Source organism: Chloroflexia bacterium SDU3-3, assembly GCA_009268125.1.
GTDB lineage: Bacteria > Chloroflexota > Chloroflexia > Chloroflexales > Roseiflexaceae > SDU3-3.
This window is the reverse complement of record WBOU01000010.1, coordinates 186,750-204,088: the sequence shown is the minus strand read 5'-3', so window position 1 is coordinate 204,088 and position 17,339 is coordinate 186,750. Positions and strand designations below refer to the sequence as shown.

Annotated in this window: 17 protein-coding genes; 14 read left to right on the top strand and 3 right to left on the bottom strand. The window is 69.6% G+C overall.

What is annotated here, in order from left to right; translation table 11 throughout:
* The first annotated feature begins 74 nt into the window (after nucleotides 1–74).
* The 7 genes from F8S13_17570 (at nucleotide 75) to F8S13_17540 (ending at nucleotide 4,770) form a co-directional block, all read left to right on the top strand.
* On the top strand, nucleotides 75–965 hold the full coding sequence (locus tag F8S13_17570) for a hypothetical protein (GenBank protein KAB8141940.1): 891 nt from the start codon (nucleotides 75–77) through the stop codon (nucleotides 963–965).
* A gap of 253 nt (nucleotides 966–1,218) precedes the next feature.
* The gene (locus tag F8S13_17565; GenBank protein ID KAB8141939.1) at nucleotides 1,219–1,584 is read left to right on the top strand and encodes a winged helix-turn-helix transcriptional regulator; all 366 of its coding nucleotides are present in this window, start codon (nucleotides 1,219–1,221) and stop codon (nucleotides 1,582–1,584) included.
* Nucleotides 1,581–2,966 carry an HD domain-containing protein gene (locus tag F8S13_17560; protein KAB8141938.1) on the top strand — a complete coding sequence of 462 codons (1,386 nt, stop codon included), beginning with the start codon at nucleotides 1,581–1,583 and terminating at the stop codon, nucleotides 2,964–2,966. Before F8S13_17565 ends, F8S13_17560 begins: the two co-directional genes overlap by 4 nt.
* Entirely contained in the window at nucleotides 2,899–3,513 is a 615-nt protein-coding gene (locus F8S13_17555; GenBank protein ID KAB8141937.1) for a GNAT family N-acetyltransferase, read from the top strand. The genes F8S13_17560 and F8S13_17555 overlap by 68 nt, the downstream gene beginning before the upstream one ends.
* 155 nt (nucleotides 3,514–3,668) lie before the next feature.
* Nucleotides 3,669–3,983 (top strand): 50S ribosomal protein L21, encoded by a 315-nt coding sequence (gene rplU, locus F8S13_17550; GenBank protein ID KAB8141936.1) that lies wholly within the window; start codon nucleotides 3,669–3,671, stop codon nucleotides 3,981–3,983.
* An 82-nt stretch (nucleotides 3,984–4,065) separates the two neighbouring features.
* The gene (locus tag F8S13_17545; protein ID KAB8141935.1) at nucleotides 4,066–4,356 is read left to right on the top strand and encodes a 50S ribosomal protein L27; all 291 of its coding nucleotides are present in this window, start codon (nucleotides 4,066–4,068) and stop codon (nucleotides 4,354–4,356) included.
* Nucleotides 4,357–4,416: 60 nt separating this feature from the next.
* Nucleotides 4,417–4,770 carry a type B 50S ribosomal protein L31 gene (locus F8S13_17540; protein ID KAB8141934.1) on the top strand — a complete coding sequence of 118 codons (354 nt, stop codon included), beginning with the start codon at nucleotides 4,417–4,419 and terminating at the stop codon, nucleotides 4,768–4,770.
* Nucleotides 4,771–4,853: 83 nt separating this feature from the next.
* Here the strand turns inward: F8S13_17540 and F8S13_17535 are convergent, their stop codons facing one another.
* Together F8S13_17535 and F8S13_17530 are read right to left on the bottom strand one after the other, a co-directional pair.
* Complete coding sequence (locus F8S13_17535) at nucleotides 4,854–5,831, bottom strand: transcriptional regulator (protein ID KAB8141933.1); 978 nt, start codon at nucleotides 5,829–5,831, stop codon at nucleotides 4,854–4,856.
* Nucleotides 5,832–5,927: 96 nt separating this feature from the next.
* The gene (locus F8S13_17530) at nucleotides 5,928–6,263 is read right to left on the bottom strand and encodes a hypothetical protein (GenBank protein ID KAB8141932.1); all 336 of its coding nucleotides are present in this window, start codon (nucleotides 6,261–6,263) and stop codon (nucleotides 5,928–5,930) included.
* 804 nt (nucleotides 6,264–7,067) lie between these two features.
* Here F8S13_17530 and F8S13_17525 point away from each other — a divergent pair.
* The 6 genes from F8S13_17525 to F8S13_17500 are packed head-to-tail and all read left to right on the top strand — an operon-like array spanning nucleotide 7,068 to nucleotide 15,948.
* Nucleotides 7,068–8,459 (top strand): hypothetical protein, encoded by a 1,392-nt coding sequence (locus tag F8S13_17525; GenBank protein KAB8141931.1) that lies wholly within the window; start codon nucleotides 7,068–7,070, stop codon nucleotides 8,457–8,459.
* 25 nt (nucleotides 8,460–8,484) lie between these two features.
* Nucleotides 8,485–9,825 carry a hypothetical protein gene (locus F8S13_17520; protein KAB8141930.1) on the top strand — a complete coding sequence of 447 codons (1,341 nt, stop codon included), beginning with the start codon at nucleotides 8,485–8,487 and terminating at the stop codon, nucleotides 9,823–9,825.
* Nucleotides 9,797–10,747, top strand: coding sequence for a DUF58 domain-containing protein (locus F8S13_17515; protein ID KAB8141929.1), 951 nt, complete (start codon nucleotides 9,797–9,799; stop codon nucleotides 10,745–10,747). The genes F8S13_17520 and F8S13_17515 overlap by 29 nt, the downstream gene beginning before the upstream one ends.
* 35 nt (nucleotides 10,748–10,782) lie before the next feature.
* Nucleotides 10,783–12,609, top strand: a complete 1,827-nt coding sequence (locus tag F8S13_17510; protein ID KAB8141928.1) for a VWA domain-containing protein — start codon at nucleotides 10,783–10,785, stop codon at nucleotides 12,607–12,609.
* Nucleotides 12,610–12,637: 28 nt separating this feature from the next.
* The gene (locus tag F8S13_17505) at nucleotides 12,638–15,163 is read left to right on the top strand and encodes a VWA domain-containing protein (GenBank protein ID KAB8141927.1); all 2,526 of its coding nucleotides are present in this window, start codon (nucleotides 12,638–12,640) and stop codon (nucleotides 15,161–15,163) included.
* A gap of 5 nt (nucleotides 15,164–15,168) precedes the next feature.
* Complete coding sequence (locus tag F8S13_17500; GenBank protein KAB8141926.1) at nucleotides 15,169–15,948, top strand: glycerol acyltransferase; 780 nt, start codon at nucleotides 15,169–15,171, stop codon at nucleotides 15,946–15,948.
* Here the strand turns inward: F8S13_17500 and F8S13_17495 are convergent.
* The gene (locus F8S13_17495) at nucleotides 15,893–16,810 is read right to left on the bottom strand and encodes a carotenoid biosynthesis protein (protein ID KAB8141925.1); all 918 of its coding nucleotides are present in this window, start codon (nucleotides 16,808–16,810) and stop codon (nucleotides 15,893–15,895) included. The genes F8S13_17500 and F8S13_17495 overlap by 56 nt on opposite strands.
* Before the next feature lie 86 nt (nucleotides 16,811–16,896).
* Here F8S13_17495 and F8S13_17490 point away from each other — a divergent pair, with 86 nt between their 5' ends.
* A complete protein-coding gene (locus F8S13_17490; protein ID KAB8141924.1) occupies nucleotides 16,897–17,298 on the top strand; it encodes a response regulator in 402 nt (133 codons plus the stop codon).
* Nucleotides 17,299–17,339 lie beyond the last annotated feature (41 nt).

Genomic DNA, 17,339 nt, shown 5'->3' with positions numbered 1-17,339 from the left:
ATGTGCTATACTGTAGGCTACACCGTCCGCATACGGCGGGCACAGGGTGGAGAAACAGACACAGAGGTACGAGTATGGATGATGTGAGCTTCTCTCGCGGGCCAGCGCGCCGCCCGCAGCCACGCGTGGCCGATCCGCTTCTGCAGTGGGCGACCGGGCTTCAGACCAACGACCGCAGGCTGTACGCCGGCTGGCTGGCCGAGGCCGGGCGCTCGCAGGCCCTGGATGAGGCCATGCAAGAGGCCGGGTTCAGCCAGGTGACGATCAAGCACGGCAGCGGCAACCTCGTGACGCACTGGGCGGTTGAGACCGCGAACCTGTATGTGATCGCCGACGGCGTGCAGACCATCGCCGAGATGCAGCACAGCGCCGACCGCTTCGGGATCGCGTTTGGCTGGCGCACGCTGCAGGGTGGGCGGCAGCAGTCGCAGATCCGCTTCCGCGCGCTGCTGGATGAGCTGACCGAGGTGGGCTACACCGAGCCGCTGCTGGTGACGGCCAAGGGCACGCTGACGGGCGACATCATCGCCGCGCTGGCCCGCCAGTACGAGGTGCTGGATGCGGTCGATGCCTTCCGCAAGCAGCAGGGCAAGCCCGAGCTGCAGCCGCCCTTCTACGCCTGCAGCATCCCGCTCGGCCCCGGCAAGGATGTGACGCGCGGCACCGGCGGGCAGACCAAAGATATCACCCCTGTGGTGGCTGCCATCCCCCAGCCTGTGACCCGCGACTATCTGATGGCCCACTGGATCAAGAAGCCGCTGGTGCCGATCATCGAGTCGCTGATGGAGCCGACCATCGCGTGGTCGGTGGCCACATCCACCCAGATCGCCGCTGGCGAGGACACCTCGGCCCAGCCGCAGGGCGAGGAGGAGCTTCAGGTGGCTGGCGCGCGTGGGGCCGCACCGCAGCGCGCCGCCGCAAGCAACGGGGCCGCTCGGCGCGGGATGGACGAAGATCTTCTCTAGCGTGCCCCAAAAATAGGCGGGTACTCCGTTTATTCCTCTGCAAGAGCGTTCGTGGGGGCAGTGCTGCGCAGGCGGCACTGCCCCCACACGTGTTTTTGGCACCGCTATGGCCGATGGTAGCGGAATTCGCTGCACATAACAAAGAGATCTACCTTGTCAAGTCACTTTTGATTTGCTAGTATGAACCTATTCACTATGTCTCCATGTGCAAGGTCGCGTATGTGGTCTAGTCTCATGGAACGGGAGCGACACGATGCGTTATAGCGATCAGATTTGTATGCGCTACCAGCATGCCATAGAAATTATTGGGAAACGCTGGACTGGCCTTATTCTCAAAGTGCTTATCGATGGCCCGCTGCGCTTTAACGAGCTGGCCGAGCGGCTGCAGGTGGTGAGCGACCGGATGCTCTCCGAGCGCCTGAAGGAGCTTGAGGCGGTGGGGGTGATCGAGCGGCGCGTGCTGCCCGAGACGCCGGTGCGGGTTGAGTACCGCCTGACCGAGAAGGGCCGCGCGCTCAGCCCGGTGATCGAGGCCATCGAGGCCTGGAGCCAGTCGTGGTGCGACTCCTCCACCTGCGAGCACGCCGAGCACGCACAGGCTGTGGCCGAGGTCGCATGACCCAGCCCGCCGAGCAGATCGAGGCGGCGCTGGCGCTGGCCCGGCCTGCGCTGGAGCGGATAGCGGCGGCGGGGGGCTATGGTCTGCTGGTGGGCGGCGCGGTGCGCGATGCGCTGCTGGGTCGCCCAAACAGCGATATCGATATCGAGGTGTATGGGCTTGGCCCAGCCGAGCTTGCCGCCGCGCTGTCCCCGTTGGGCAGCGCGCATGCGGTCGGTCGGTCATTCGGCGTGATCAAGCTGCAGCTGGCCGATGGCGTGGCGCTAGATGTGGCCCTGCCGCAGCGCCGCAGCCGCCCGGTGGCGGGCGCGCGCGGCACCATCGCCGCGCCCGACCCCACGCTCACCCCGCGCGAGGCATCCGCCCGCCGCGACTTCACCATCAACGCCCTGGCGATCACCGCCGAGGGCGAGCTGCTCGACTTCTGGGGCGGGGCCGACGACCTGCGCCAGGGGCGGCTGCGGCATGTCTCCGACAGCTTCGGCGACGACCCGCTGCGCGTGCTGCGCGCCGTGCAGTTTTCGGCGCGCTTCGGGTTCCAGCTCGACCCTGGCACAGCCGCATTGTGCCGCAGCCTGCTGCCGCAGGCCCAGGGCATCGCCAGCGAGCGGATCTGGGGCGAGTGGCAGAAGTGGGCCTCGGCGCGGCACCCTATGGCTGGGCTGCGCACGCTAGATGCCAGCGGCTGGCTGGCGCTCTACCCCGAGCTGGCGGCGCTGCAGGGCTGCCAGCAGCCCCCCGAGTACCACCCCGAGGGCGACGTGTGGATGCACACCTGCTATGTGTGCGAGAGCGCCGCCGCGATCGCCGAGCGCGAGGGGTTAGGCGACGAGGCGCGGCGCACCCTGGTGCTGGCCGCGCTCTGCCACGACCTGGGCAAGCCAGCCACCACCACCCACGAGCGCGGGCGGATCCGCAGCCCCGGCCACGCCGAGGCGGGCGCGCCGCTAGCCGAGGCCCTGCTGGCGCGCATGGGTGCGTTCGCCCATGTGGTGGCGCAGGTGCTGCCGCTGGTGCGCGAGCATATGAGCCACTTCGAGAAGCCTCGGGCGCGCACTGTGCGGCGGCTGGCGGCCCGGCTCGCGCCCGCCACCATGGAGCAGTGGGCGCAGCTGGTGGAGGCCGACCGCAGCGGTCGCCCGCCGCTGCCGCCCGAGAACCCCGCCGCCACGTTCCTGGCCTACGCCCGCGATCTGGCCGTGGCCATAGCGCCGCCCCAGCCGCTGCTCACCGGGCGCGCGCTGCTGGCGGCGGGCTACGCCCCCGGCCCAGCGCTGGGCGCGGTGCTGCGCGCCGCCTACGAGGCCCAGCTCGATGAGCGCTTCGCCACGCCCGAGGAGGCGCTGGGCTGGGCGCTTGCCGCCTATCCAGCCGAGAGGTGAGATCTTCAGCATGGTCATACCCACCCCTGCCCACGCGCTGGTCATGCGCCGCGCCACCCAGGCCGATGCCGTCGCCATAGGCGAGATCATGGCCGAGGCGGGCCAGTGGCTGCTGCGGCGCGGCATCCGCCAGTGGCCGGGCTACCCCGAGCCAGATCTGATCCAGCGCCGCCTGCAGCATGCCGAGATCTACATGGCCGAGCTTGGCGGCGCGGCGGTCGGCACGCTCACGCTGCAGCAGCAAGACCCCGAGATCTGGGGCGAGCTGCCGCCCGACGCGCTGTATGTGCATGGCCTGGCCATCCGGCGCAGCGCTGGCGGGCGGGGCCTGGGCGGGCGCATGCTGGCCTGGGCCGCCGAGCAGGCGGCAGTGCGCGGCAGGGCCTTTCTGCGGCTGGACTGCATGGGCCAGAATACCGCGCTCTGTAGCTACTACGAGCGGCATGGCTTCGCCCCCTGCGGCGTGGTGCAGCTGGGCGGCTGGCAGTGCGCTCGCTACCAGCGTAGCGCGGCGCTGCCCTGGCCAGAAGCGGCGCGGCGCGCCTGAGAGAGGATTCTTTTGGCGCATGGGGCTGCGCCGCAGCGCCCATTTGACAGCCGCCTAGCGCTTTGCTATAATGCGCAACAGCTTGAAATGTGACGACAGTGAGGGTGGCTACACCACTCTCTTTTTTCGTGTCGGACCGAATAGGGAGTGGCACCGTGTACGCTATAATCCGAGACCGCGGCATGCAGTACCGCGTTGAAGAGGGTCAGGTTCTGGATGTGGCCCTGCTGGGCGACATCGCCGAGGGCGAGTTCGAGCTGGGTGAGGTGCTGGTGCTTGGCGGCGATACGCCGCTGGTCGGCACGCCCACCGTGAGCGGAGCGAAAGTTTTTGCGAAAGTGGTGAGCGGCGAAGTCAAGGGCGATAAGATCATCATCTTCAAGTTCAAGAACAAGAAGCGCTACCGCCGCCGCACTGGCCACCGCCAGAAGTACACCCGCATCGCCATTAGCCGGATCGAGAGCAAGTAACAAAAGCAGTATCTGGTAGTCAGTGCTTTTATGTGTCTACTGACTACAGACCACAAACTTTACTGACTACTGGAGGTTTCCAATGGCGCATAAAAAAGGTGTTGGCAGCTCGCGCAACGGCCGCGATAGCAATCCGCAGTATCTCGGCGTGAAGCGCTTCGGCGGCCAGTACGTGAAGGCGGGCGAGGTGATCGTGCGCCAGCACGGCACGAAGATCAAGCCGGGCGTCGGCGTGGCCCTTGGCCGCGACTACACCATCTACTCCAAGGTGGATGGCGTCGTCACCTTCGGCTTCTTCTCGCGCACCCAGAAGAAAGTCAGCGTGCTTCCGGTGACACAGCCCGAGGTCGCTGAGGCTGTTGCCGCTGATTAGTCGCGCGCTGCGGCGGCGCGGCGCGCGCTGGCCGCTCGCGAAATATTTGGAGCATAGGCTGTGAAAAAAGATATTCATCCGAAAGACTATCGCCCGGTCGTGTTTAAGGATCTGTCCTCGGGCGATACGTTCCTGGTCCGCTCGACCATCCGCACCGACAAGACGATTGTCTGGAGCGACGGCAACACCTACCCGCTGGCCACCGTCGATGTGACCAGCTACTCGCACCCGTTCTACACGGGCGAGCAGCGCATCGTCGACACCGCTGGCCAGGTCGACCGCTTCATGCGCCGCCTGCAGAACTCGCAGGCGCAGCAGGCCGAGGCCGCTCGCCGCCGCGACGAGAAGAGCAAGGCCGAGCCGAAGAAGCCCAGCCTGCTCCAGGAGATCTACGGCGAGGAGGAGCAGGGCTAGTTTCCCTGCCCCACGCGCCGCCCGGCCCCCAGCGCACACGCGCCGGGGGCCGGGTTTTTTGTGCCTTGCGCTGTGGGTCGGGGCTAGTCGGCGGCGGCGGCGCGCTGGCTGTACATGGCCGCCATGCGCCGCGCGTGGGCCGCCACATCCTCGCGCAGCTCGCGCGGGGCCAGCACCTCCACATCGCTGCCCCAGCCCAGCACCCACGCGCGGATCTCGCGGGTGCCGCCCAGGTACAGCCGCATGTCGCAGCCGCCGTCGGCGGTGCTGGTGATCTGCTGGCTCTGGTGCCACATGCTCTCGCGCACGCGGTCGGCCACGGCGGGGCTGAAGTGCAGCAGCACCTCCACCTCCTGCTCGCTCATCACGCTCCACGACGACGAGAGAAAATCGTAGGGGTCGAAGTCCTCGGGCACGGCGTAGCTGCCATCCATCAGGTCGGCGCGCACGATCCGCTCGATCTTGAAGGTGCGGATGGCGTCGCGCAGCTCGTCGTAGCCGATCACGTAGGACGCAGGCTCGCTGCGGGCTGCCTCAAGGAAGTAGGGGTGGATGACCCGCTCGGTGGTCTCGCCGCTGGCGCTGCGGTACGAGAGCAGCACCGGGCGCTTGTCGGCCCAGGCGCGGGTGATCACCTCCAGCACGCGGATGTAGCTGGTGCGCAGCGGGCGCGACTGGATCAGCTCGGCGGCGCGCGAGATATGCTGCGCGATCGTGGAGTCGGGCAGGCTGGTGGCCAGCTTCGAGAGCGCGGCCACCACGTGGGGGTTGTGCTCGTCGCTGTGGTGGGCCAGCAGGCGCACCGCGAAGAACAGGGCGATCGCCTCATTCAGGTTCAGCCGCACCGTCGAGAGGTAGGACTCGCGGTCGATCCCGTAGCGGTTGTCGGCCTCCCACACCGGGATGCCCATGTCATCCAGCGTCTGCAGGTCGCGGTAGATCGTGCGGCGGTCGACGCCGCAGCGCTCGGCCAGCTCGACGACGCGCAGCCCCTGGGGGGCGTTGTACAGGCTGTGCTCTAGCCGCTGCAGGCGAGCGGCGCGGCTCTGAATGCGATCCATGGCTGGTGTGGTGGGTATGGCCGGGGAAGCGCCCCCCGCCCGTGGCGAAAGAGGAGAAGGTGCGGCGCGAGGCCTAGCCCCGCGCCGCGCCGCCCGCTAGAACATGCCGTTGCTGCGGGCGAAGTACAGGGCGAACATCGCTACGAACAGCAGCACCGTCCACAGCGCGATCAGGCGCAGGTCGCTGGCCACGAAGCCGTACTCCTTGGTGTAGTCGATCGGCTCGGGGGTGCGGGCCGTGCCGCTGCGCAGCCGCCGGGCCACGCGGCTGGATGCGGCTGGGGCTGGGGCCGCTGCCGCCAGCGGCGCGGTCGGCGTCGCCACCTGATCGGCGGCCAGTTCGGCGGTCTCGTAGGGCTGGGGCGCGCTCGGGCGGCGCTGCTGGGCAGCAGCATTCGCGCGGCGGCGCTGCGCACGTGATTGGGCAGGCATCTATATCCTCCATGCTGGCTCTTGTCGACAGTGCCCAGCGGGCATATGTGGGCGCTATTATACCACTAGATGGCCCTGACATCGGCTGCGGGCCAGCGCCGCAGCGGGGAAATCTAGCGGCGGGTGCGGTGAACTCCCCTGCCGTGTTGGTGCCCCTGTCTGGGCACTGCCCCTCACATGGTGTCACTTTTGGAGTGGTTCTGCGTCGGCCCGACCGTGGGCAATGCTTGAAGTGTTGCCCGGTCGGGTCGACCGGTTGCGGCTTCGATGAAGGTGATCTTTTTGTTTGGTGGGTGGATGCCCTGCGCGGGCGGCGCCGAGGGGCCAGCCCCTCGGAACCCCGCCAGGGGGCATCGCCCCCTTGGAACCCCCAATGTGTAGCCTTCCTGTGTCGAAATCCGACGGCTGATGTTCGTGCATAGGGCCAGCTTGCACGAGTAGCACCTTCGCCGCATGGGATAGGTGGGTAGGGTTGTGGTTGTGGCGGGAATAGGTGATTGTGGCCCGCGAATGTATGCCGACGGCCTCGCCCATCCGGCGAAGGCGCAGACATATGCCTGCTGGCCATAATCATCACCAAAGCGGGAATGCTGGGATCAGCGCTGGCAGGCCATTTTTTCTGCTGTTTTTGGGCTGGGTTGGATGGCGTTGTTGCTTTGGGGCGGTGAAGATTCTTCGCACCTGCGTGGTAAGACGGCTCGCTCAGAGCCTTTGAGTCTCACCTGGGTCTCAGGCTGAAGCGGCGGCGCGTATGGTACACTTCCCGTGTCGATTATCCCTACTCCTGGCTACGAGGTGGTCCTCGTGAGATATCTGCTTCGCCTTCTGCTGGCGGCCATGGTGGCGATGCTGCTGCCGCACGCCGCATTCGCCCAGACAACCGAGTGGCGCGAGCTGCGCACGAGGTCGTTCGCCATCCTCTACGCCGCAGGCGATGAGGCCACCGCCCAGACCTACGCTGGCTTCGCCGACGCGATCTACGACGAGACATCCGCGATCTTCGGGCACCAGGTGGCCACGCCCATATCGCTGCGGCTCTACCCCACCTGGGACAGCTACGTGGCGGTCAACCCGCTGGCCGCTGGCCTGCAGGGCATCGTGGCCCACGCCGACTACCAGCGCCACGAGGTGGTGGTGGTGGTCTCGCAGACCGCGCGCCAGAGCGAGACCGAGGTGCAGAACAACGTGCGCCACGAGCTGACCCATATTGTCGCCTCGGATCTGTCGGGGAACCGCCTGAACGTGCTGTTTCAGGAGGGCATCGCGCAGTATGTCGAGCACGCCGCGCCCGAGCTAGAGACGCGGGTCAGCCTGCTGCGGCGGGCTGTGGCCAACGACGCGCTGATGCGCTGGAGCGACCTGGATGACCGGCAGATGTTCTACGACCACTCCGAGGTGAGCTACCCCCAGAGCCTGTCGATCACCGCATTTCTGATCGAGAAGTACACCTTTGCCACCTTCCGCAGCTTTCTGACCACCAGCGCCAGCAGCACCGGCTACCGATCTGCGCTTGAGCGCACCTACGGCATGCCCGCCGACCAGCTGGAGAAGGCCTGGCGCGACTGGCTGCCCGAGTACCTGGCGGGCGGCTATCGGCGCAACGCCATCTCGGCCTACGATCTCTCGCACGCCCAGCAGCTGCTGGGCGAGGCGCGCTACACCGAGGCCGCCGACGAGCTGACGCAGGCGCTGGCGTGGCTGCGCACCACCGACCAGAGCGCGGTGGCGGGCCAGGCCGAGGCGCTGCTGGAGCGGGCCAAGCAGGGCCAGCAGGCGCTGGCCCTGGCCAGCGACGCCCGCGCCAAGCTTGAGGCGGGCGACTACGCAGGCGCGGCGCTGGCCACCCAGCAGGCCCAGCAGGCCTACGCTGGCCTGGGCGACACCATGCAGGATGCGGTGCTGGGCGAGTACGCCGCGAGGGCCAGCCGGGGGCAGGCCGCGCAGAGCGCCCTGGATCAGGCGGGCGCGCTGGCCGATGGGCTGCGCTACCCCGAGGCCCGCGCCGCCGCCGACCGCGCCGCCGCCGAGTTCGCCGCGCTGGGCAATAGCGCCAGCGCCCAGCAGGCCCTGCTGATGCGCGCCACGCTGGATCAGTACCAGTCGTGGCTGGGCCTGGGGTTGCTGGTGCTGGGCGCGCTGGGCGTGATGGCCAGCATCTGGCGGCGGCTCGCCGTGGTGGAGGCCGACGCGTGGTGAGCCATAGCACTGAGGAAGAACGCCTATGAGTGGAACACTTGGCCAACATCTGGATGCGCTTGCCCGCGAGCGCTGGCGGCGGCAGCTGCTGCGCAGCGGGCTGCGCGCCCTGTGGGTGGCGGCGGGCATCTGGTGCGCTGGCTTGGGCGGGCACCTGATCATGGGCTGGCCGCTGCGGGCCGATCTGCTGGGCCTGCTCTCGCTGGCGGTGCTGCTGGCGGCGGGCGTGGCGATGGCGCGCATGCGGCTGGGCCTGGCCCAGGCCGCGCGGCGGCTCGATCGGCGATTTCACCTGGATGAGCAGCTGGCCACCGCGCTGGAGCTGGCCCGCGAGCGCCAGCCGAGCGGGTCGCTGGCGGCGCGGGTGGTGGCCGAGTCGGCGCAGACGATCACGCTGGTGGCCCGCCAGATCGCGCGGCAGCAGGCCGCGCCCCTGAGCGACGCGATCATGCTGGGGGCCATGCTGCTGATGCTGGGCGGCATGGGCCTGCTGTGGTCGATCTCGCCCCACGCCGACGCGGCGGCGCTGGCCCCGCTGCCCAACCTGGTGACCCCCGAGCAGCAGCAGCAGATCGAGGCCGCGCAGCCCACGCCGGATGCGGGCGGGCCGCAGGCGGGCGAGCAGGGCGGGGCCGCCGGAAGCGAGGCGGGCAGCCAGCCGAGCCAGGCCGACCCGGCGCTGCTCGGCCCGATCGCCGACGCGCTGCGCGGCCAGGGCGTCACGCGGCCCGCCGCCGAGGCGCTCGACCAGGGCGATGTGGGCGGCGCGGCGCAGACCCTGCGCGAGCTGGCCGACCAGGCCGGGCAGATCTCCATGCAGACGCGGCGCAACCTCTCGCGCGGGCTGGAGCAGGCCGCCGACCAGATTGGCGAGCGCAGCCCCGAGCTGGCCTCGCAGCTGCGCGAGAGCGCGGGCAACCTGCTGCGCGGCGACACGGCCTCGGCGCAGGCGCTGGAGGATCTGGCCAGCGCGCTGGAGCAGTCGCAGCAGCCCCAGCAGCCCCAGCAGCAGGCCAGCCAGGGCGACCAGGGCGATCAGCAGGGCGATCAGCAGGGCGACCAAGGCGATCAGCAGGGCGGCGCGCCCAGCCCCGGCAGCACGGGCAATGCGCCCGCAGGCGAGCAGCGCGAGACGGATATGCCCAACCTGAGCAGCAACGGCAGTCCGCTTGAGCTTGATGCCCAGGGCGAGAACGCCGAGGGCGCGGGATCGAGCGACCAGCAGCCGACCACCGCCGAGGTGGTGCCCTCGCAGAGCGGCCAGGGCGGGCAGAGTGGACAGCAGCAGCAGGCAGCCATCGGGGCCGACCCGCTGCGGGTACCGGCGGAGGAGCGCGATGTGGTTCAAGACTATTTTACGCCGTAGGGGCGCGCCCGCCAGCGCCGCGCCGCGCCGTGGCGGGCCGTTCCGCGCGAACGAGGCTATGCTGCGGCGGCTGGAGCGCCTGACGGTCGATGCCAGCCGCTCGCTGCAGGGCAACCCCAACAGCGGCGAGCACCCCAGCCGCCACCAGCTGCCCATGGCGATCTTCAGCGAGCACCGGCCCTACAGCCCCGGCGACGACTACCGCACCGTGGATTGGAACGCCTACGCCCGCCACGAGCAGGTGGTGGTGAAGCTGGGCGAGGCCGAGCAGGATGTGGATGTGCACGTGCTGGTGGACTGCTCGCGCTCCATGGACTATGGCGCGCCCAGCAAGCTGGTGGCCGCGCAGCAGTTTGCCGCTGCGGTGGGCTACATCGCCCTGGCCCACAGCGACCGCGTGCGGGTGACGCCGTTCAGCGCCGCGCGGCTGGCTGGCTTCGGCCCGGCGCAGGGCAAGGGGCGCGCCCCCGAGCTGCTGCGCTTCATCGAGCGGCTGGCCCCGGCCAGCGCCACCTCGCTGGCCGATGTGCTGCGCGGCTACGCCCGCCAGCACGAGCGCGGCGGCCTGCTGGTGATCTGCTCGGATCTGCTGGCCGCGCCCGCCGACACCCTGTCCGAGGGGCTGCGATCGCTGACGCCGCCGCGCTGGCAGGTGCTGGTGGCCCACACGCTTGAGGCGGGCGAGCTGTCGCCCGCGCTAGGCGGCCTGGTCGATCTAGAGGATGCCGAGACCGGTGAGCGGATCGCGGTGCAGCTGGATGAGGCTGCGCTCCAGCAGTATCGCCAGAACGTGGAGCGCTGGCAGCGCGAGATCGCCGAGGCCTGCGGGCGCTACGGCGCATCCTACGTGCAGGTGCTGGCCGACTGGCCCTTTGAGCGCGCGGTGCTGCCCTACCTGCGGCTCCGCCGGATGGTTCGCTAGCGGGCGGAGCGGCGCAGGGTCGCCCGCCCTTTTCAATGCACATGCAGTTTCTCCTTCCCATAGGCCTGCTGGCGCTGCTGGCGCTGCCCGTGATCGTGCTGCTGCACATCATCCGCGAGCGCCGCCGCCGCCAGGTGGTGCCCAGCCTGCTGCACTGGCGCGATCTGCCGCGCCCCCAGGGCGGGCAGCGGCTCAGCCAGCTACCGATCTCGCCGCTGCTGCTGCTGCAGCTGCTGGCCGCGCTGCTGCTGGCGCTGGCGCTGGCCCGCCCGCAGCTGCTGGCCGCGCCGCTGGGCCAGGCCACCCAGCTGGTGCTGGTGATCGACACATCCACCAGCATGGCCGCCCGGGATGGCAGCTCGACCCGCTTCGACCAGGCCGTGGGCCGCGCCCGCGCGCTGCTGGGCACGCTGCCCCCCGGCGGCAGCGCCACGCTGATCGCGGCGGGCAGCGTGCCCCAGGTGGTGGCCCAGGGCGACCGCGCCGCCGCCGAGGCCGCGCTGGGCCAGCTGCGCCCCGGCGGTACCGTGCAAGACATGGGGCCTGCCCTGGCCCTGGCCGATGCGGCGGTGGACGCACAGCACACCGCGCGGATCGTGGTGCTGACCGACGGCGGCGGCCCGCGCCCCGACGCCTATGTGGCGGCAGCCCCGATTGACTGGCAGCAGATCGGCGGCGCGGCGGCGAATCGGGCGATCATCGCGTTTGCGGCGCGGGCGGCAGGTGGCAAGACCCAGGTCTACGCTCGCGTGGCCAACTATGGCGATTCCTCATTTGATGGCATGCTGCGGCTTTTCTCCGGCGATGAGGCGCTGGATGCGCGGCCTGTGCAGATCGCGGCCAACGCCGAGGCCGAGCAGACCTGGACGCTGCCCGCAGGCGGCGACGCCCTGCGGCTGGAGCTGGACGGCGGCGACGCCCTGCCCGATGACGACACCGCTGTGCTCAGCCTGGCCCCCGAGCGGCCCATCCGCGTGCTGCTGGTGGCCGAGGACGCCGAGCCGCTTCAGCGGGCGCTCAAGGCGGTGCCGGGGGCGCAGGTTTCCTATGTGCCGCCCAGCCAATATGCCGCCCAGCAGGATGTGGATGTGACGGTGTTTGATACGTTCTTGCCGAATGAGTGGCCGGCGGGCGCGGCGCTGGCGATCTACCCGCCGACCAGCGCGCTGCTGCCGGGCATCGCCGCTCAGCCAGTCGATATCAGCGGCGAGACGCTGGAGACCGGCGGATCGCTGCTGGGCGGGCTGGGGCTGGGCGGGGTGAACTTTGGGCTGGTGCGCGGCGTGGAGCCGTACAGCGGCACCGCCACCCTGCTGCGCGCTGGTGAGACCCCGCTGATCCAGCGCGGGCAGGTCGACGGGCGCAGCCTAGCGATCTGGTCGTTCGACATCCACCAGGGCAATATCGCCACGCGGCTGGCCTTCCCGCTGCTGGTGTCGCGCACCCTGCGCGATCTGGCCCCCACCGCGCCGCCCGCGTCGCTGGTGGCGGGCGCGACCATGGTGCTGCGCCCCGACCCGCGCACCACCACGGTGGAGCTGGTTGCGCCCAACGGTCAAGTGCAGCGCATGCCGGGCGGGGCCTCGGTGACGCTTGGCCCGCTGGCCCAGGCGGGCTGGTACGACCTGATCGAGCGCGGCCCCAGCGGCGAGCGCTACCGTGGCAAGATCGCGGTGAACGCCGGTGCGGCGGCAGAGTCGAGCCTGCGCCAGCAGCCCGCGCCCACGCTGAGCGCTGCGGCTGCCGCCCAGGGCGGCCTGCTGCGCCGCACCACCGACCTCTGGCCGGGGCTGGCGCTGCTGGCCGCCGCCATCCTGATCTTCGAGTGGCTCTATATCCATCGGCCTCTCGCCGCACGGTGATGCCGCATATGCGCTTTTCTAGGGGATTATGATATTTCGCACACCGCTGGCCCTGCTGCTGCTGCTGCTGCTGCCTATCGCCGTGCTGATCTGGCGCTCGCGCCGAGGTCGCACGGCAGCGCTGGCCCTCGCGCTGCGGCTGGGGATTTTGGCCCTGGTCGTGCTGGCGCTGGCCGATCCGGTGCTGGCCCAGAAGACCATGGCCCACGGCGCGCTGGTGGTGCTGGCCGATCAGTCGGCCAGCCTGGGCGACCAGGGCCGCGCGGTGCTGCTGGCCCGTGCCCAGGCGATCATGCGGCGCGATGGTGCGGCCTATGACTCGGCCCACCTGCTGCTGTTTGGGAAGAATCAGGCCGCCGCGCCCGATCAGGTGGATGCCGACGCCAGCGATCTGGCGGCGGCCCTGCGCGCGGCGGGCGGCCTGATCGGCGGCGGCCAGGGGCGCGTGGTGCTGCTCTCGGATGGCGGCCAGACCCAGGGCGACGCCCTGGCCGAGGCGCGCTCGCTTGGGGCGCGGGGCATCCCGGTGGATACGGCGGGCTACGCCACCAGCGCCGCCGCCGAGGTGTGGGTGTCTGCGCTGGATATCCCCGCCACGCTGCGCCAGGGCGAGGAGTTCGACGCGGTGGTGACGGTGTCTAGCACCGGCCAGGCCACCGGCGAGATCCAGCTCTCCGAGGGGGAAACTGTGCTGGCTGCCCAGCAGATCGCGCTCACCGGCGGCGAGCAGCAGGTGAGCTTCACCACCCGCGCCACCGCCCAGGGTGTGATGCGTCTGACGGCCCAGGTGACCGCACAGCCCGACGCCGAGCCGCGCAACAACAGCGCCTCGGCCACGGCGCTGGTGGCCGCGCCGCCCAACGTGCTGCTGGTGGAGGGCGTGGGCGGCGGGGCCGCGCCGCTGCGCGTGGGTCTGCGCAGCGCAGGCGTGCAGACCCAGGTCATCCAGGCCCGCTCGCTGCCCGCGCAGATGGATGTGCTCGATCAGTTCGACGGCGTGGTGCTGGTGGATGTGAGCGCGGGCGAGATGACCCTAGACCAGATGGCGGCGCTGCGCGAGTTTGTGCGCAGCGAGGGGCGCGGCCTGGTGGCCACGGGCGGGCGGGCCAGCTTCACGCTGGGGGCCTACAAGGGCACCCCGCTTGAGGAGGTGCTGCCGGTGCAGATGGACCCGCCGCCCCGCCCCAAGCGCGCCGATGTGGCCATGCTGCTGGTGATCGATCGCTCGGCCAGCATGGGTGGGGCCGCACCATCCAAGTTCGACATGGCCAAGGAGGCGGCCATGCTGGCCACCGACTCGCTGCGCGATGAGGACCGCATTGGGGTGCTGACCTTTGACACCGGCGTGAGCTGGACGGTGCCGTTTCAGCAGATTGGCACCGGGCTGAGCGTCGCCCAGATCCAGGAGGAGATCGGCACGCTGGCCATGGGCGGCGGCACCGACATCCTGGCCGCGCTGCAGGAGTCGCTGCCCCAGCTGGCCACACAGCCCAGCACGGTGCGCCACGCTGTGCTGCTGACCGACGGGCGCTCGTTCACCGACGAGTACCCGCTCTATAAGCAGCTGGTCGAGCAGGCCCGCACGATGGATATCACGCTTTCCACCATCGCGATCGGCAGCGATGCCGACACCGAGCTGCTGCAGCTGCTGGCCAGCTGGGGGGCGGGGCGCTACTATTTCGCCGCATCCGCCGACGACATCCCGCGCCTCACGCTGCTGGAGAGCGAGATCGCCCGCGCCGAGCCGCAGTTCGAGGGCGATTTCCGCGCCACGCAGATCGCACCGCACCCGCTGCTGCGCGATTTTCCCGCCTATCGCCTGCCCCAGCTGGGCGGCTATGTGGCCACCACGCTCAAACCCCAGGCCGAGCTGGTGCTCAAGTCGCCCGAGGAGGATCCGGTGCTGGCGGTCTGGCAGTATGGCCTGGGCCGCGCCGTGGCCTGGACGCCCAGCGTCGAGACGCCCTGGGCACCAAACTGGTCGAACTGGGATGAGTATGGCCGATTCTGGGCCGACATCATCCGCTACACCCTGCCCGACGCCGACAGCGGCCTAACCCAGGCCCGCGCCACGGCCAGCGCCCAGGGCGTGGTGATCAGCGTCGACTCGCTCAACCCCGGCGGGGCCACCGTCGATCTGGCCGACACCCAGGCTGCCATCACCATGCCCGATGGTACGCTGCACCGCGTCACGCTGCGCCAGGTGGCCCCAGGCCGCTACACCGAGACCGTGGTGCTGCCGAGTGATGGTGCCTATGCGGTGGACATAACGCAGCTGAAGGACGGCGAGCAGCGCGCGGTCAGCATCGGCTATGTGCAGCCCTACCCTGCCGAGTACCTGCCCGTCACAGGTGGCGATGCGCTGCTGGCGCAGATCAGCGCGGCCAGCGGCGGCGGCAGGCTTGCCGATGCTGCGGGTGCGCCCACAGCATCGGCGGCGGATGAGTCGAGCGAGCCGCTGGGCCTCGCGCCCTGGCTGCTGCTGGCGGCGGCCCTGCTCTGGCCGGTGGAGATCGCCGAGCGCCGTGGCTGGCTGCGCCGAGCGCCGAGGTAGCGCCCATGTCTGCTCCCCACCCCGATGTGGCCCCGCTTCCCGCCATCCCCGCGCGCCACTGGCGGCTGGGCGAGGAGCTGGTCTACCGACTGCTGATCGAGTGGCCTACGCGCCGCAGCTTTAGCCGCGTTTGGCTGAAGCTCGATGGCCCGCTGCCCCACCCCGCCGACGGCCCGCTGATCTGCGCCATGAACCACGTGTCGTGGTGGGATGGCTACGCCGCCATGCTGCTGCAGCGCAAGCTGCTGCGCCGCACCTTCCAGCCCTACCTGATGATGGATGTGCGCCAGCTGCGCCGCTATCAGTTTTTTACATGGCTGGGGGTGTTTTCGGTCGATCTGGAAGATCGCGAGCAGGCGCGGCGCTCGGTGGCCTATATCGCGCGGCGGCTGGCCGAGCGGCGCGACCGCGTGCTGTGGATCTTCCCGCAGGGTGAAATACTGCCCAACGATCAGCGCCCGCTGCGCATCTACCCAGGGGTGGCCACGGTCGCCCAGCGGGCGGGCGGCGCGCGCATCTGGCCGGTGGCGCTGCGCTACGAGTTCCGCAACGAGCAGCGCCCCGAGCTGTTCATCCGCTGCGGGCCGCCCCACGCCGCGCCTGCGGGCGAGCGCGCCGCGCTGCGCGACGTGCGCGCCAGCCTTACCGCCCAGGTGGATGCCCTGCGCGACGAGGTGAACGCAGGCCAGACCCAGGGCTACCGCCTGCTCATGGGTGGCATCCCTGGCATCAACCGCCTGAGCGACGCGCTGACCGCCGCCATTCGCCCACGGCCAGCGCGCTAAGCGCGACCAGCACCAGCAGGCCGATGGCGCTGGCCGCCAGGTAGCCCCGCGCCGCATTTACGATAGTGAACATAACGGTGGAGAGCGTGTAGAGCAGCAGCGGCAGCGCATGGAAGAGCCAGATCTCGTGGGCGCGGTAGCGCTGGGCAGCGCGCCGCAGCCAGCCCCACGGGGGCAGATGTCGCTGCAGCCAGCGGTCGCTGGGGCGGTAGGCTGCCGCCTGCGCGGCGGGCTTGCGCGTGCCCAGCAGCGCGCCGAGCGCCCAGCTCATGATCAGGCCTACGCACCACCAGGCCACAAAGTTGGCGGTCGGCACGCCATAGTAGGGGCCGTGGTCGATCCATTCCCAGTAGCGGTTGATCTGCGTGGCCACCGTCTCGATCTGCAGGTCGAGCAGCAGGATGAGCGTCGCGGCGGCGAGCAGCTGCAGCGTGCGGCCCCGCCCAGGCGCGATCTGCCGCGCGATCTCGTAGGCGGCGGTGGAGGACATCAGCCAGGCCATGGTGATGGGCAGCGGCACCACGCCCAGCAGCTGCGGCTGCAGCTGCTCGGTGTAGCGGTAGCGCCCGAAGGGCACCCCGCTGGTCTCGCCCAGGTACTCCACCCCAAAGCCCAGCGCCAGCACCAGCAGCGCTGCTGCCAGGCCCGCCCGCCCGTAGCCCCAGGCCATCCAGGCCAGCATTGCGCCGCCCTGTAGTACCAGCAGCACCCCGCCGAAGCCCAGGCCCCACGTGGGCACGCGATCTAGCGCTACCAGTACGATCGATCCTGGCAGCAGGACGGCGTAAAACCAGAACAGAGTGGCGGTGAGGTAGCGCCAAAATGAGTGGCGTGTAGACGAGCTTGATGACATATTATTCATTTGTGTGGCCTTAGCGCCTATGGTACCATTATGGCCCGTGCTCAATGGCGGGCTGCGGGCACAATGAGGATTGGAAGGGTATTGTCATGACCCAGCCGAAACAGATCCGGCTTTTGCTTATCGAGGATGACGGCGGGATCGCCAATGTCATCAAGCTCGGTCTTCGTGATCTGGGTATCACTCACACCATTGACCACGCCTTCACCGCCGAGGAGGCGCTGGCCCTCTTTCACGAACATCACTACGATCTTCTGCTGAGCGACTATAATCTACGTGGCAAAAATGGGCTGGATCTCATCCGCGAGATCAAGCAGGAGGGCTCCACCATTCCCACGGTCCTGGTGACGGCCTACGACACCGCGACGATCCGCCGCGAGGCCACCAGCGCCGGGGTCAACCGCTTCGTCTCGAAGCCATTTTTTATCGATGAGTTCATCGATCTGGTGCGCAGCCTCATCCCTGCCCAGGCCAGCGAGCTTGGCCTCTAGCGCCTCCCCACACGATCGCGAACGCCGCCCACCAGCCCCGC